Origin of the sequence: Kitasatospora sp. NPDC058478, assembly GCF_042720345.1 — a bacterium.
In the GTDB taxonomy this organism is placed as follows: domain Bacteria; phylum Actinomycetota; class Actinomycetes; order Streptomycetales; family Streptomycetaceae; genus Kitasatospora.
The window spans coordinates 75832-90171 of the sequence record NZ_JBHXML010000009.1 but is presented as its reverse complement, the minus strand read 5'-3'; the positions used below and the strand labels follow the sequence as shown (position 1 = coordinate 90171).

At 73.7% G+C, this 14340-nt stretch carries 13 protein-coding genes; 12 read left to right on the top strand and 1 reads right to left on the bottom strand.

Features of this window, described 5'->3' with window-relative positions; genetic code table 11:
• Nucleotides 1–57: 57 nt before the first annotated feature.
• The 9 genes from ACFWPT_RS07370 (at nucleotide 58) to ACFWPT_RS07330 (ending at nucleotide 11253) form a co-directional block, all read left to right on the top strand.
• Complete coding sequence (locus ACFWPT_RS07370; RefSeq protein ID WP_380480248.1) at nucleotides 58–957, top strand: phytanoyl-CoA dioxygenase family protein; 900 nt, start codon at nucleotides 58–60, stop codon at nucleotides 955–957.
• Between the two features lie 2 nt (nucleotides 958–959).
• On the top strand, nucleotides 960–2342 hold the full coding sequence (locus ACFWPT_RS07365) for a cytochrome P450 (protein ID WP_380480246.1): 1383 nt from the start codon (nucleotides 960–962) through the stop codon (nucleotides 2340–2342).
• The gene (locus ACFWPT_RS07360; protein ID WP_380480244.1) at nucleotides 2339–4132 is read left to right on the top strand and encodes a non-ribosomal peptide synthetase; all 1794 of its coding nucleotides are present in this window, start codon (nucleotides 2339–2341) and stop codon (nucleotides 4130–4132) included. The genes ACFWPT_RS07365 and ACFWPT_RS07360 overlap by 4 nt, the downstream gene beginning before the upstream one ends.
• Entirely contained in the window at nucleotides 4129–4863 is a 735-nt protein-coding gene (locus tag ACFWPT_RS07355; protein WP_380480242.1) for a DUF6875 domain-containing protein, read from the top strand. Before ACFWPT_RS07360 ends, ACFWPT_RS07355 begins: the two co-directional genes overlap by 4 nt.
• The gene (locus ACFWPT_RS07350) at nucleotides 4860–5096 is read left to right on the top strand and encodes an MbtH family protein (RefSeq protein ID WP_380372365.1); all 237 of its coding nucleotides are present in this window, start codon (nucleotides 4860–4862) and stop codon (nucleotides 5094–5096) included. Before ACFWPT_RS07355 ends, ACFWPT_RS07350 begins: the two co-directional genes overlap by 4 nt.
• Nucleotides 5093–6382, top strand: a complete 1290-nt coding sequence (locus ACFWPT_RS07345) for an ATP-grasp domain-containing protein (RefSeq protein WP_380480240.1) — start codon at nucleotides 5093–5095, stop codon at nucleotides 6380–6382. Before ACFWPT_RS07350 ends, ACFWPT_RS07345 begins: the two co-directional genes overlap by 4 nt.
• Before the next feature lie 133 nt (nucleotides 6383–6515).
• Complete coding sequence (locus ACFWPT_RS07340) at nucleotides 6516–7814, top strand: MFS transporter (protein WP_380480238.1); 1299 nt, start codon at nucleotides 6516–6518, stop codon at nucleotides 7812–7814.
• A gap of 458 nt (nucleotides 7815–8272) precedes the next feature.
• Entirely contained in the window at nucleotides 8273–8422 is a 150-nt protein-coding gene (locus ACFWPT_RS07335; RefSeq protein ID WP_380372373.1) for a hypothetical protein, read from the top strand.
• Nucleotides 8419–11253: a hypothetical protein gene (locus ACFWPT_RS07330; protein ID WP_380480236.1), complete on the top strand. Its 2835-nt coding sequence runs from the start codon at nucleotides 8419–8421 to the stop codon at nucleotides 11251–11253. Before ACFWPT_RS07335 ends, ACFWPT_RS07330 begins: the two co-directional genes overlap by 4 nt.
• A 75-nt stretch (nucleotides 11254–11328) precedes the next feature.
• Here ACFWPT_RS07330 and ACFWPT_RS07325 read toward each other — a convergent pair whose 3' ends face one another.
• Complete coding sequence (locus ACFWPT_RS07325; RefSeq protein WP_063352197.1) at nucleotides 11329–11868, bottom strand: hypothetical protein; 540 nt, start codon at nucleotides 11866–11868, stop codon at nucleotides 11329–11331.
• Nucleotides 11869–12234: 366 nt separating this feature from the next.
• On the opposite strand from ACFWPT_RS07325, the gene ACFWPT_RS07320 reads away from it, so the two are divergent.
• The 3 genes from ACFWPT_RS07320 (at nucleotide 12235) to glsA (ending at nucleotide 14307) form a co-directional block, all read left to right on the top strand.
• A complete protein-coding gene (locus tag ACFWPT_RS07320; RefSeq protein ID WP_063352198.1) occupies nucleotides 12235–12657 on the top strand; it encodes a DUF6325 family protein in 423 nt (140 codons plus the stop codon).
• Nucleotides 12658–12704: 47 nt separating this feature from the next.
• Nucleotides 12705–13004 (top strand): SHOCT domain-containing protein, encoded by a 300-nt coding sequence (locus ACFWPT_RS07315; RefSeq protein ID WP_380372379.1) that lies wholly within the window; start codon nucleotides 12705–12707, stop codon nucleotides 13002–13004.
• A gap of 76 nt (nucleotides 13005–13080) precedes the next feature.
• On the top strand, nucleotides 13081–14307 hold the full coding sequence (glsA, locus tag ACFWPT_RS07310) for a glutaminase A (RefSeq protein WP_380480234.1): 1227 nt from the start codon (nucleotides 13081–13083) through the stop codon (nucleotides 14305–14307).
• Nucleotides 14308–14340: the final 33 nt, after the last annotated feature.

Below are 14340 nucleotides of genomic sequence, written 5' to 3'. Positions count from 1 at the left end.
TGCCCCGACCGCCCGCTCTCCGGCACATCCGACACATCCGACACAAGGGGAAAAGTCATGGACGAAGAGCAGAAGTACCTGTTCGACCTGCGCGGCTACCTGGTCCTGGAGGACGTCCTCTCCGCGCGGGAACTCGCCGCCGTCAACGCCGCCCTCGACGGCCACGGCCTGTGGGACGGCGAGAACAAGCTCAGCTACCCGCTGCTCAAGCGGTACAACCCGTTCATCGCCAACGCCGGCCCGCTCCACACCACCCCGCGCCCGGTGCGCGACCTGATCAGCCACGAGAAGGTCCTGCCGCACCTGGAGGAGGTGCTCGGCGCCGACCTGCGCTACGACGAGGGCCAGGTACTCTACGCCCGCAAGGGCGCCGGAGCGCTGATCCTGCACAACGGCAACACCCCGTGGGAGTACCCGCCGCTGACCTACCAGGTCCGCGACGGGCGGATCTACGGCGGACACCTGATCGTCGCGTTCTGCCTCACCGACGCCCTCGCCGACCAGGGCGGCTTCGCGGTGGTCCCCGGCAGCCACAAGTCGGCCTTCGAGATCCCGGAGGACTTCCAGACCTGGCAGAAGGTCGGCGACTGGGTCTCCCGCGTCCCGGTCAGGGCCGGCTCGGTGGTCCTCTTCGCGGACACCGCCACCCACGGCAGCTGGCCCTGGGCCGCCGACTTCGAACGCCGGGTCGTCTTCTGCCGCTACACCGCGGGCATGGTGCAGCACACCGCTCCCGCGCCCGTGCCCGAGGACCTCCCGGGCGAGGAGTGGACCCCGGTCGAACGCCGGCTGCTCCGCCCGCCGTTCGCCTGGCACTTCCACGACCGGGGCAGGGGCTACACGGAGCAGCAGCGCACCTCCGTGCGCACCGCCGAGGGCTGGACGATGAACGACCACTCCCAGCAGATCATCACGCTCGCGGAAGACGCGGAAGAGTCCGCCGAGGGGCGGGGTTAGCCATGGCGAGCATCACCGTGAGTTCGGTCGGCTACGAGGAGTTCGACCAGGAGCTCGGCAGCGACCCCCTGGGGCTGATGACACGGCTGCGCGACGAGGGGACGGTCAGCGCCGTCCCGCTGGACGACGGCACGCGGCTGATCGTCGCGGCGGAACCCGCCGTCGCCGCCGCGGCCCTCGCCCACGGCACCCGCAACCACCGCGGGCTGCTGCGCGAACTCGTGGGCAGCGGACTGTTCGTGGTCGCCTCCGGGGAGCAGTGGCGCCACCGCCGCGCCCTGCTGCGCCCGATGTTCTCGGCCCGGGCCGTGGCGGAGTTGCACACCCTGGTGCTGGAGAGCGCGGAGGACTTCGTCCGCCGTCGGCTGCTGCCCGGGGCGGGCCGCGAGTTCGACCTCGGACACACCCTCCAGCAGCTGAGCATCGAGATCATCCTCCGGCTCGTGGACCCGGAGCTGACCGGCGCCGAACTGGCCTCCCTGGCCTCGACGGTGGACACGGCCGTCCACTACCTGGACCGGCGGCTGTTCGCCCCGGAGACCGTCACCGACGCGGACGGCGAGGCGTTCGCCCGGGACAGGGCGGTGCTGGAGGAGTTCATCGCGCACCGGGCGGCCCAGGCGCCCGCGCCGGCCACGGCCGACGGGGTCCTGCCGTCGCTCGTCGCCGCCCTGCACCAGCGGGGGGACACGCTCGGCAACCGCCCCGAGGACGTGCTGCGCGAGGAACTGATGTCGATCTTCGTGGCCGGGGTGGAGACCATGGGCACCCTGCTCACCTGGACCTTCCACAACCTGGCCGGCTCTCCCCCCGCCCTGGCCCGCACCCTCGACGAGGTCCGCTCCACCGACCTCGGCACCCTGCGCGCCGCGCCGTCGATCCCCCAGGGAACCTTGCCGTACACGCTGGCGGTGGTCGAGGAATCGCTGCGGCTGCACCCGCCCGCGTGGGCGCTCTTCCGCCGCATCGACACCCCCGTCGAAGCGGCCGGCGTTCGGCTGGAGCCCGGCGACCTCGTCCTGGCCAGCACCTACGCCATCCACCGCGCCCCGGCCCTGTGGGAGGCGCCCGAGGAGTTCCGTCCGGATCGCTTCCTGGGCCGGCGCCCGCCCGTCCAGCAGTACTTCCCCTTCGGGGCGGGCCCCCACCAGTGCCTGGGGCGGCAGTTCTCGCTGCTGGAGGCGCAGCTCGCCACGGCGACGATCCTCGCGCACGGCCGGTTCACCCTGCTGGGCGACCGGGCCGCGACCGGGCTTCGACCGGCCATCGCCCTGACCCCGGACCCCAGCCCGCGCGCCGTGTTCACCCCGCACCCCGGCCCCGGAACCGGCACCGCAACCACCGGCCTCGGCGACGCCCGCAAGCACCCCTCGGGGGCACGATGACGACCGCACCGCACGCCCGGATCGAGCAGTGCTTCACCGCCGTGGCCGAGGCGTTCCCCGAGCGCGTGGCGCTGGCCGATCGGTACGGCGAGATCCGCTACGGGGAACTCCTGACGCGGGCGCGCGCCGCGGCGGCGTCGCTCCGGGCGAAGGGCGTCGACTCCGGTACCGCCGTGCTGATCGTCGGGCACGGCGACCGCCGGACCGTCCTCGCCATGCTGGCCGTCCTGATGGCGGGCGGCTGCTACGTCCCGGTGGACCCCCGGTACCCGGCGGACCGCGTCCGGCTCATGGCCGGCACGGCCCGGGCGGCCCTGGCCCTGCACGCCGACCGCCCACCGGTGGCGGACCTGGGCATCCCCGTGCACGACATCCCCTCCCTCCTCACGGAGCGGACCACCACGGCGGTGCCGTCCGCACCGGCCGGCCCCGACGACCTGGCCTGCATCATGTTCACCTCCGGCACCACGGGAGCCCCCAAGGCCGTGGGCGTCACCCACCGGGGGATCACCGGGCTGGCGCTCGGGGCGGAGTCCCTGCGGCTGGGCCCCGGCGACGGCGTGCTCCTGCACTCCACCCTCGCCTTCGACGCGTCCACGTTCGAGATCTGGTCCCCGCTGCTGGCCGGGGCCCGGATCACGGCCGCGGACCGCCACCCCCTCGCGCTCCACGAACTGGCCGCCCTGCTGGCCCGGCCGCAGATCACCACGGCCTGGCTGACGGCCCCGCTCTTCCGCCTCATGGCCACCCACCACGGTCCGGCGCTGGGCACCCTGCGCACCCTCGTCACCGGCGGTGACACCGTCCCGGCCGGCGCCGCGCGCTCCTTCACCGCCGCCCACCCCGCCACCCGGCTGGTCAACGGCTACGGCCCGACCGAGAACACCACCTTCAGCACCCTGGGGGACGCCGCCGCGTGGGACCGCGAGCACTCCGCCGCGTTCCCCATCGGCACCGCCATCGCGGGAACGACGTGCCACGTCCTCGACGAACGGCTGCGGCCCGTCGCCCCGGGCGCGGAGGGCGAGCTCTTCCTCGGCGGCCCCCGGCTCGCCCGCGGCTACCTGCACGACCCCGCCTCGACCGCCGCGCGGTTCGTGGCCGACCCCTTCTCCGCCCGGCCCGGTGCCCGCATGTACCGCACCGGTGACCGCGTACGCCACCTCCCCGACGGCGCCCTGGACTTCCTCGGGCGCGCCGACGACGAGGTGAAGGTCAGGGGCTTCCGCACCGATCCGGCGGAGGCGGCGGCGGTCCTCGCCGCCGACCCCGCCGTCGACGACGCCGTGGTCATCGCCGGCACCGGGCCCGACGGCGCCGTCCTGACCGCCTTCCTCACCCCGGCGTCCGTCGACACCGACGCGGTGCGCCGGGGCGCGTGGCAGCGGGCACCGCGCCATCTGGTGGCCGAGCGGATCATCGCGGTCGACGCCCTTCCGCTGGGGCCCACCGGAAAGGTGGACCGCGCCGCCCTCGCCCGTCTCGCGGACGACGCGGACGCCCGGACGCACGACGCGCCCGGCACCGCCGCCCCGGGCCACCCCGCACTCGCCGCGGCCTGGGAGTCCCAGACGGGGCACCGCCCGCTGCCCGACTCCGACTTCTTCGCCGACGGCGGCACCTCCCTGGGGCTGATGCGCCTGGTCGAGCAGGTGCGCACCCAGCTCGGACCGACCCTCGACTTCGCCCAGCTCTACGCCGCTCCCACGTACGCCGATCTGTGCCGGCTGACCGCCCCGAGCGCCACCCCGGCACCCCACGGCGACCGAGCACAGGAGGCCGTCGCATGACGCAGGTGATGCAGGATCAGGACAATGATCTGGCCAGAATGGACGGCCTGTGGATCCGGGTGATCGAACCCCAGTCACCCGCCCGGCACGCCCGGGACTTCGCCCAGGTCCACACCTGGCTGCGCCAGTACATCAGCCGGCCCCACGACGAGATCGGCCGCACCGGGCCGGTCTGCCCCTTCATCCCGCCCGCCCTCAGCGGCAAGGACGCCCAGTTCAGCTTCCGCTACGACATCACCGGGGAGGACGCGCGGCAGCTGCGCGAGGCCCTGGAGGCGGAGATGTCCACGTTCGCCCTCGGCACCGAGCGCAGCCGCACCCACACCGGAGCCTCCCTCGACTGCCGCATCGTGGTGCTGCCGGCCACCGGGCCGGAGGGCTGGCGGGTCCTCGACGAGGCGTACGAGGGCCTGAAGAACAGCGCGGTCGCCGATGGGCTGATGGTCGGTCAGTTCCACCCGCACTGCGACGAACGGGCCGTGCGCAACCCGCTCTTCCCCGTCTCCGTGGCCCCCGTCGGCCTGTTCGCGATCCGCCGGATGGCGCCCCACGATGTGCTCTTCTTGTACAAGCACCGCGCCTGGTTCAGGATTTACGATCAGAACTTCCGCGCCCACTACGAACGGGGCCGCGTACGCGACCCGCTCCTGCGCGAGTTGTACGTGACCGCTGTGGAACGTCACGGCCTGCCCGAGCTCGCCCCGAAGGCAAAGGAGAACGACGCGCCGTGACCGAGGACCAGTACCACGTCGTCGTCAACCACGAGGAGCAGTACTCGATCTGGCCCACCTACCACGACGTCCCCCTGGGGTGGGGGACGGTGGGCGAGCCGGCGTCGCGCGAGGACTGCCTGCGCAGGATCGAGGAGGAGTGGGTCGACATGACCCCGAAGTCCGCCCGGCGCCAGGCGGCCCCGGCCGCACCGGCCCCCGCGGGCCCGGCCGGCGCGGCGGGGTCCCCGTGACGGGCACGCTTCCCACGGTCGCCGTCGTCTACGGCAGGGGGTCGGCGGGGCCGGCCGAGATCCTCGGCGCCGCCCGCGGCCTGTGCGACGTGGTCTTCGTCTGCGACCCGGCCGTCCCGGGCGTGGCTCCGCTGCTCGCGGGGATGCGCCGACGGGCCCGGGTCTGCGAGATCAGCGGCCATGACACCCCCGCCGCCGAACTGCTGCGCGGGCACGGCCCGGTGGGCATCGTCACCTTCAGCGAGTACTGCCTCGCCGGCACCGCGCGGCTCGCCGAGGCCCTCGGCCTGCCCTACCACCGGCCGGACACCGTCCGGCTGCTCACCGACAAGGCCGACCAGCGCGCCGCGTTCGCGGCGGCGGGGGTCGACCACACCCCGAGCGTCGTGGTGCGGTCCGCCGCCGAGGTCGACACCGCCGTGGCCCGTCTGGGCTACCCCGTGGTGCTCAAACCCCGTACCGGGGCGGGCAGCCAGGACACCGTACGGCTGGCGGACCGCGAGCAGCAGCAGCGCGCCCTGGCCGACGTCGGCCTCGTCACCGGGCCCGGCCCCGGACCCGGTGACGAGCCGGCGGGCCCGCACAGCGCCCCGCGTGACTTCGTCGTGGAGAAGTACCTGCCCGGGGACCCGACGGTGGCCGGACCGGACTGGGGGGACTACGTCTCCGTCGAGGCCGTCGTGCAGCACGCGGAGGTCACGACCCTCTGCGTCACCGGCAAGTTCGCCCTGGCGGACCCGCTGCGGGAGACCGGACTGTTCCTGCCCGCCACCCTCACGCCCGCCGTGGAGAAGGACGCCGCCGAACTCGCCGCGGCCGCGGTCCGGGCCCTCGGCGTGACGACCGGGGTGACCCACACGGAGGTGAAGCTCACCCCGGACGGCCCCCGCGTCATCGAGGTCAACGGCCGCGTCGGCGGGCGCGCCGTGGGCCTGCTGGACCGGGCGCTGGGCATCGATCTGCTCGCCCTCGCCTTCGCGTTGGCCCTGGAACGCACCGTCGAGCCCGTCACGGCCCCCCGGCCGGCGGCGGTGACCTTCGAGTACTTCATCGTGCCACCGCGCACGGTCGGCACCGTCCGGGCGATCGACGGCGCCGACGCCGTACGGGCCCTCCCCGGCGTCGGCGAGGTCGACGTGGCGACGGCCCCGGGGCAGCCCGTCGACTGGCGCCACCCCGCACAGCGCCTGGCGTTCGTCCGGGGCACCGTCGCCACCCATGACGAGCTGCTCCGGCTCATCACGTCCGTCCATGACAGATTCCACCTGGAGTTCGCACCCCAGTGAAGAGAACGTTCCCCACCACAGGCCGGCCGCGCACGCCCCGCCGAGAGCGTCGAAGAGCACGTGCCCCGCAGTGTCCCGTAGTCCTTCATCGTGGAAAAGTGGAACAGCAGAGAGGTAGTCGATGCTCGACAAGGTGCGACAGCCACTGAAACACCGGCCCTTCCGGCGGGTGTGGCTGGGCGAGACCGTCTCCCTGGTGGGGGACTACAGCTTCGAGGTCGCCTTCATCTGGCTGATCCTGAACGAGACCGGATCGACGACCACGCTGGCCACGATCCTGCTCGTCCAGGCCGTCCCCCGGGGCGTGCTGATGCTGGTGGGCGGCGCGGTGACCGACCGGCTCTCCCCGCGCGCCGTCATGTTCTGCTCCCACACGCTCCGGGGGCTCGCCGTCGCCACGCTGGGGCTGATCGCCCTGGCCGACCACGTGAGCACGTGGCACCTCTATGCCCTCGGCGCGCTCACCGGCATCGCCGAAGCGTTCTTCTGGCCGGCGGCCGGCAGCATCATCCCCTCCCTCCTGCCGCCCGAGCACCTCGCCCGGGGCAACGCGCTCGTCGGCTTCGGAGAGCAGGGGGCCCGGCTGCTGGGGCCGATCCTGGGCGGCGCCCTCGTGGCCGCGGTGGGGACGTCGACCACCATCCTGCTCAACGCCTTCACCTTCTTCTTCGCCGCCCTGACGGTCTTCGGCGCACCCCGCAGACAACCGTCCGACCAGGCGGGCGACCAGACTTCCGACCAGGCGGGCGACGCCGACGAGGGCGCCAAGTCGTTCACAGCGATCCGCCGGGAGATCGTCGAAGGGCTCCGCTACGCCGGACGCAGCCGGGAGATCCGCACCGTCCTCCTGCTGATCGGCGCGGCGGCCCTCAGCTACAGCGGCCTCTTCAGCGTGGGGCTGCCCGCGCTGGCCAAGACCTTCCCCCAGGGCTCGCTCGCGCTGGGCGTCCTGCTGTCCGCCTGGGGACTGGGGCAGCTGATCGGCACCATCGGCGCGGTCTTCACCGGACTGCCGCGCCGCTGGGGGCTGCTCATCATCGGGATGACGCTCTGCGAGGGGACCGCCTTCGTGCTGCTGGGCTTCCTTCCCAGCGTGTGGAGCGCGGCGGTGGTGCTCACCCTGCTGGGGATCGGCGTCGCGTACTCCAGCGACGTCGCGCTGCCGACGTTCATCCAGACCAGGACCCCGACGGACGTGCTGGGCCGGGTCAGCAGCGTGATGGAACTGCCCCGGGCCACGCTGGAACCGCTCTCCATCGCGGCCATGGGCCTGCTGGTCGGCTGGGACATACAGTGGGCGTTCGTGCTGGCCGCGATCCCCATGCTGGCCGTCGGCCTCCACCTGGCCCTCGACCGCGAGGCCCGCGCGCTGAGCACCACGGCCCCGGAGGAGCATCCGGCGGCCAAGGATCCGGACCCCCTCGTCTTATAGGCCCCTGTCCGCCGGTGGTGGCCGGTGATCTCGAATGACCGCGCTTTCCGACCGAAATCCCGGATTTCTCGGACAATGCGGCAGAACATCGTTATCGAATCTCCTCCGGAACGAGTTCGGCCTGGGCCACCACCGGGCCGGTGGCAGCCCGGGCCAACGGACGCGGCGGCTCTCTGGTTCACAATTCCGAGCGGAAAATTCGGGAAAGGAATTTCCCCTGGTCAAAGGGGTGCGGCGATACCGGAATTGTGAAGTGTGCATGGCATTTGTTCCTTGCTTACTTGATTCGCGCAAATCCCTTCCGTTCCCGGAGCGAATCTGACAGCATCGTCCGCTATCCGGCGACCGAATGTCGGTGATCACTGCACCGGCATGCCCGCGAGGTGTCCGTCCATGGCCGATATGTGCCTGGATCGGAGCAATGGGTGGGGCCGGGACGCGACCGGGGGGAGAACCTGATGCTCGGCTTCGTCGTGCGCCGACCGTACGGGCGCCGACCGCGCGGGCGACGGCCGCTGGCGGCTGCCGCCCCGCTGCTGTCGGCCTTCCCCACCGGACGCCGCCGTCGAGACGTGGCCACCCGGCTGCGCCACGTGGAGGAGATGTGACCCCCCGGGCCGGCACCACCGTGCCCACCCCTTCGCCCGCGCCCGGAACCGCTCCCGGGACACCCCACCGCCCCGCGCGCTGGGTCCGCACCAGGCTGCGGGCGAACCCGCTGGCCGCGCTGCTCATGGCGGCCCTGGCATTCGTCGCCGTCTTCCTGGCGGCGGCCTTCCCCCGCATCGCGGACCGGGGCGCGGACACCGCGCTCCAGGACTTCGTCAGTCAGAAGGGCCTCAACCAGACCAGCCTGCAGACCACGTCCAAGACGCGGGACGACGACAAGGCCGCCGCACTCGACCGGGTGCAGCAGCAGCTCACCGAGATGGTCGGTCGGCAGCTGACGCTGACCCAGTCGGGCCAGGCCTACGGCGCCCGCGCCCTGGGCGACCGCGGCATGGGCAATCCGGAGTACGACCGGTTCGCGGAAAGGAGGACCGACCCGGTCCTCGGCCTGCTCTACCTGCACGACCTGGCCGCCCGGGCCACCCTCACCGACGGCACCTGGCCGACCCCCGCCGCCGCCGGCGGTCCGCTGCCGATCGTGATCAGCAAGAAGGCCGCCGAGAGCATCCACATCAAGCTCGGTGACGTCATCGACAACGGCACCGAGGGTTCGGGCGCCAAGCGGACCACCGCGGTGGTCGGCCTGTACCAGATCAACGACCCCCAGGACCCGTTCTGGGACGAGCTCGGCTGCCCGGCCCGCGCCTGCCTGAGGACCGACCCCCAGCAGGAACACTGGATGACCAGCGGATTCGTCGACGGCGACAGCCTGCCCGCGCTGGCCCGCTGGGGTTCGAACGCCGAGAACTTCTGGCGGCTGCCCGTCGACGCCGCCTCGCTGCACGCCGACCAGCTCGACCGCACCCGCGGCATCCTCAGCTCCTTCCTGACCGGGCGCGACTCCACCGCCCTGGCCGACGCGACCCGGCGTACCGACCTGCACACCTCCTCGGGCCTTCCCGAGATCCTCACCCGGGCGAACGACCGCTACCAGGCCTCGCTACCGCTCAGCACGATCGGCCCGGTCGCCGTGGCGGGCGTCGCCACCGTGGTGCTGTTCCTGGCCGCCGCCCTCACCACCGACCGGCGCGCCGCCGAGATCAGGCTGCTCCAGGCCCGCGGCGGCTCCCGTGCCGGGGTGCTGCGACGGCTGATCGCCGAGGGTGCCGTCACCGTCCTGCCGGCCGCCGTGCTCGGAACGGCCCTCGCCCTGGTGCTGCTGCCCACCCCCCGCTGGGACCGCTCGGTGCTGGCGGCCCTGGCCGCGGCCCTGATCGCGCTGCTGGCCTTCCCGGCCCGCGCGGCCCTGCTGTGGGCACGCAGGCGGCCGGCCGGCGGCCGACGCCGACTGGTCGGCGAACTCGCCGTCCTCGCGGTCACCGCCGCGGCCGTGGCGGAGGTCCGGCGCCGGGGCGTCGGTACCGGCTCCGGGCTGGATCCGCTGCTGGTGGCCGCCCCGCTCCTGCTCGCCGTCACCGGTGGCCTGCTGCTGGCCCGCATCGAGCCGATGGTGGTCGGCTGGCTGGCCGCCCTCGTCGGCCGGGGCCGCGGCCTGATCGGCTTCCTCGGCCTGGCCCGCGCCGCCCGCGACAGCTCGGGCCGCCGCCGGCCCTCCGCACTGCCGCTGCTCGCCCTGGTGATCGCCGTCACCACGACCGGCTTCGGCGCCACCGTGCTCGACACCGTCGATCACGCCCGGACCCGCGCCGCGCGCATCTCCACGGGCGGGGACATCGGCGTCTCCCTCCCCGGCTACGCCACCCTGTCCGAGTCGTTCACCAAGGCCGCCGACGCCCTGCCCGGCGTCCGGGCCTCGACCGCGGCCTGGGTCGAGCCCAAAGCCCGCATCGCCGGCGCCGACCAGCGCTACACCGAGGCCTACCTGGTGATGGTGACCGATCCGGCGGCGTACGCCGAGATCGCCCGGACCCTCGGAGCCGGCGGGTTCGACCCGGCGAAGCTGGCCGGGGCGGCCGGCGGCCGGGACACCCCGGTGCCCGCGCTGGTCAGCCGCGACCTGGCCGAGCGCCTGGCCGCAGGGTCGTCCCAGGTGCGCACGCCCAACGGCAACGACCTGCGCCTCACTGTCGCCGGGACCGTCGGCGCCACCCCCGCGCTGCCGGACCCGGGCAGGCCGTTCGCCGTCGTTCCCGCCGGCCCCGCCTGGGAGCGACTGCCGGACGCCAAGCGGGTGAACAAGTGGTTCGCCGTCGGCGAGGTCGACCCCGAAGCGGTCAGGACGGCACTGCGGGACAACGGCGGGGTCCAGCCGACCGGCCTGGCCAAGATGATCGCGGACGACGCCGCGGCCGTCGGCAAGGCCGTCCACGGCCTGCCCGCGGGATACACGGTGCACAGCAGCCGGGAGACCGTCGCCGAGCTCGGCGGCGACCCGCTGCAGCACGCCGCCGGGCGGCTGTTCTGGTACTCGGGTGCCGCCGGCGCCGGGTTCGCCCTGCTCGCCGTGCTGCTGACGCTGTTCCGGGCCGCGCCCGACCGCACGGCCGTGCTCGCCCGGCTGCGCACCATGGGCCTGCGGCCCCGCCAGGGGCTGGCCCTGATCGTCGCCGAGGCGCTGCCGCAGACCCTGGCGGCCGCCGTCGGCGGCGGGCTGGTCGCGGTGGCGGCGGTCGCCCTGCTGGGCGGCGCGTTCGACATCTCGACCCTGGTCGGCGCCAGGGTCGGGGAGCTCGTCACCCCCGCGCTGATGCCGGTGCTGCTGCCCACCGCGGGCCTGGCCCTGCTGGTCGGCCTCGGGGTGGTGCTGGAGACGCTGGTCACCGGCCGGCGCCAGATCGCCACCGAACTGCGGGCGGGCGAGCAGTCGTGACACCGCGACGGCGGCTCTCCGCGATCACCGGCTGACCGGCCCTCGACCCCGTGGTCGAGGGCACGCGGTGGCGCCTCAGCCCTGGTCCAGCTTGGACAGGGCGTCGGTGATCAGGCGGGTGGCGAAGTCGTGGTCGTCGCCGGAGACCCGGTTGACGTGCTCCGCGAGCAGGGTGGCCGTGGCTTCCAGGGGGTTCATCTCGGCACCGGTCCATGGTCCGTACTGCGCGCGCCACAGGTTGGGACTCAGACCACTGCCCGCGGCGATCACCAGGCCGGCCATGGTGGGGATGACCTCGGGGCGGAAGGTCCTGGGCATCATGCGCATCGTGGCCACGAGGGTGGGCACCACGTGCTCGATGACGTCCTTGTCGTGCTCCTCGCAGGCCGACCGCAGCCAGTTCATGAACAGGTAGATGAGCGTGCACGCGCCGTCCAGCAGCGCGTTGAACTCGTCGGGGCCCACGGATGCGGCGAACTCGTCGACCAGCCGCTGCTGTTCGGGGTCCGTCCCGGTCTTACCGTCGTAGACGGCCTTGAGCCGGGAGTCGATCATCATGAGCGCGGTGCTCACATCGCCGACGGCGGCGTATCGGGGGTCACAAGGCGATGACACAGGACTCCTCCTCACACGGCCGCGGCGGGTGCGCGGCAGGTCCGGTCGCAGGGTTCTTCGGCCGGTCGGGTCACCCGCCCGACGGTACCGCTCCCCGTCGCGGCCGGGCGCCCGTTTCCGCTCCTCGCACACGCCTCGGCGGGCCGCCTGCGCTCACCCCTCTGCGGCGGCTTTCCGCAGGTCCCGGCGGTGCGGCGGATCGCCGGGGGCGGTGGCGCAGCCCCCGGCGATCCGGTTCCACTCGTCAACAGCGCGCCCTCAGTACGTCATCAGTACGGGTGAGCCGTCCGCGCGGTCGCGGCGGCGCCGGGCTCGGCGGAGGATGAAGGCAGGGGCGGGGACGCGATGCGGAAGGGGCGTGACGCCATGGACGTCGGGCCGGTCGAGTACGCCGTCATGGCCTTCCCGGGCAACCGGTTCCGGGGGGCGATCCTGCCGGAGCTCAAGCGCCTGACCTCCGAGGGGATCATCCGCATCCTCGACCTCACCTTCATCAAGAGGGACGAGCAGGGCGCGGTCCGCGTCCTCGAACTCGATGCCCTGGACAGCGACGAAGCGGCCGTGTTCGCCGAGCTGGACGGCGAGATCATGGGCCTGCTGAGCGACGAGGACCTGGCCAGCATCTGTGACGAGATCCCGGCGGGGTGCTCGGCGGCGATCATCGTCTGGGAGCACCGCTGGGCCGCGCCGCTGCTACGGGCACTCGACGACGCGGACGGGATCCTCGTCACGCGCGAGCACGTGCCGCACACCGTGGTGGCGGCCGACCTCGCCGCGATCGGACTCTGAAGGATCGGACTCTCGAAGGGGAGCCGGACTCCGAGAAGGAGGCTGTCATGATCGGCCGCCGTCTGTCGCGCGGCGGGCGCCCGGGGCTCATCGGCACCGCCGCCCGCACCGCCGTCATCGCCGGGACCGCCACGTCCGTGTCGAGCAGGGTCGCCGCCCGGCACCAGCAGGCCACCGCGCCGGAGCCTCCGCCAGCGCCCGCGCCTCAGCCCGCACCGGCCGCACCGGCCGCCGCGCCGAACGACCAGACGCTCGCCCAGCTCGAACGCCTCGTCGAACTGCGGCAGAGCGGGATGCTGACCGACGACGAGTTCACGGCGGCCAAGCAACGCCTCCTCACCCCGTGAATCCCCTCCGCCGGGCGGCCCCCGCACGGGGGCAGGGCCCGACCGGGCCCGCGCGCCGCGCCGCCGTGGTGCGCTGATGGAGCCCGTGACGGCGGTGCTCGCCGAACTCGTCGAACGGCACCGCGCCGATACCGCCGGTGACGTCGCCCGCTACATCCCCGAACTCGCCCGCGCCGACCCGCACGCCTTCGGCCTCGCCATGGTCAGCGTCCAGGGCCACGCCTACCAGGCCGGTGACGCGTCGGCCGCCTTCACGATCCAGTCGGTCTCGAAGCCGTTCGTGTACTCGCTGGCACTGTCGGAGCTGGGCCTGACGGAGGTGGCCAGGAGGGTCGGGTTCGAGCCGAGCGGGGAGCCGTTCAACGCGATCAGCCTGGAGGCGGGCACCGGGCGCCCGGCGAACCCGCTGATCAACGCCGGGGCGATCGTGACGACCGCGCTGATCGGCGGCGACGGCGAGGCCGCGTTCGAACGGATCCGCGACACCCTGTCGGGCTTCGCCGGCCGCCGGCTGACGGTCGACGAGGACGTCTACCGGTCCGAGGCCGCCACCGGGGACCGCAACCGGGCGCTGGCCTACCTCACGCTCTCCCAGGGCGTGCTGGAGCGCCCGGCCCAGCAGGCCTGCGACGTGTACTTCCGCCAGTGCGCGATCGAGGTCACCGCCGTCGACCTGGCCGTCATGGGCGCCACGCTGGCCAACGGCGGGCGCAACCCGGTGACCGGGCGCCGCGTCGTGGACGCCGACGCGGCAGGCGCCACGCTGTCGGTCATGGCCACCTGCGGCATGTACGACCACAGCGGCGAATGGATGCTGAGGGTGGGCCTGCCGGCCAAGAGCGGTGTCGGCGGAGGGGTCTGCGCCGTGAGCCCCGGCCAGTTCGGCGTCGGCGTGTTCAGCCCCCCGCTGGACCCTCGGGGCAACAGCGTCCGCGCGAGCGCCGTCCTGCGCGAGCTGTCCGCCGAGCTGGGCCTGCACGTCCTGCGGCACACCGAGCGTGCCCGCTCACCGCTCCAGGTGGTGCGCACCGACCACGGCGCGCACCACCTGGAGCTGCTGGGCGACCTCGGTTTCGCGGCCGCCGAGGAGATCGTCCACTGCGTCCGCCGCCTGGCCCGCGACCAGCCCCGGCCGCTGGTCACGGTCGACCTCTCCCACGTCACCGCCGTGCGCCCGATCGCCCGCAGGCTGCTGGCCGACTGCGCCGCCGGCCTCCGGGCCCGGACGACGGTGCGCTTCGTCGACCCCGCGGGCCTGGTCCGGAGGCCGCCCGCAGACCGGAGCGACACCCCGGCCGAGTAACCGTCCACAAGCCCGATCACGGCGGCCGGCTCC

Bases quoted from the DNA above. Each gene is read 5' to 3' on its own strand.
- ACFWPT_RS07370 (WP_380480248.1), top strand. From the start codon at position 58: ATGGACGAAGAGCAGAAGTACCTGTTCGACCTGCGCGGCTACCTGGTC.
- ACFWPT_RS07365 (WP_380480246.1), top strand. From the start codon at position 960: ATGGCGAGCATCACCGTGAGTTCGGTCGGCTACGAGGAGTTCGACCAG.
- ACFWPT_RS07360 (WP_380480244.1), top strand. From the start codon at position 2,339: ATGACGACCGCACCGCACGCCCGGATCGAGCAGTGCTTCACCGCCGTG.
- ACFWPT_RS07355 (WP_380480242.1), top strand. From the start codon at position 4,129: ATGACGCAGGTGATGCAGGATCAGGACAATGATCTGGCCAGAATGGAC.
- ACFWPT_RS07335 (WP_380372373.1), top strand. From the start codon at position 8,273: ATGCTCGGCTTCGTCGTGCGCCGACCGTACGGGCGCCGACCGCGCGGG.
- ACFWPT_RS07320 (WP_063352198.1), top strand. From the start codon at position 12,235: ATGGACGTCGGGCCGGTCGAGTACGCCGTCATGGCCTTCCCGGGCAAC.
- ACFWPT_RS07315 (WP_380372379.1), top strand. From the start codon at position 12,705: ATGATCGGCCGCCGTCTGTCGCGCGGCGGGCGCCCGGGGCTCATCGGC.
- glsA (WP_380480234.1), top strand. From the start codon at position 13,081: ATGGAGCCCGTGACGGCGGTGCTCGCCGAACTCGTCGAACGGCACCGC.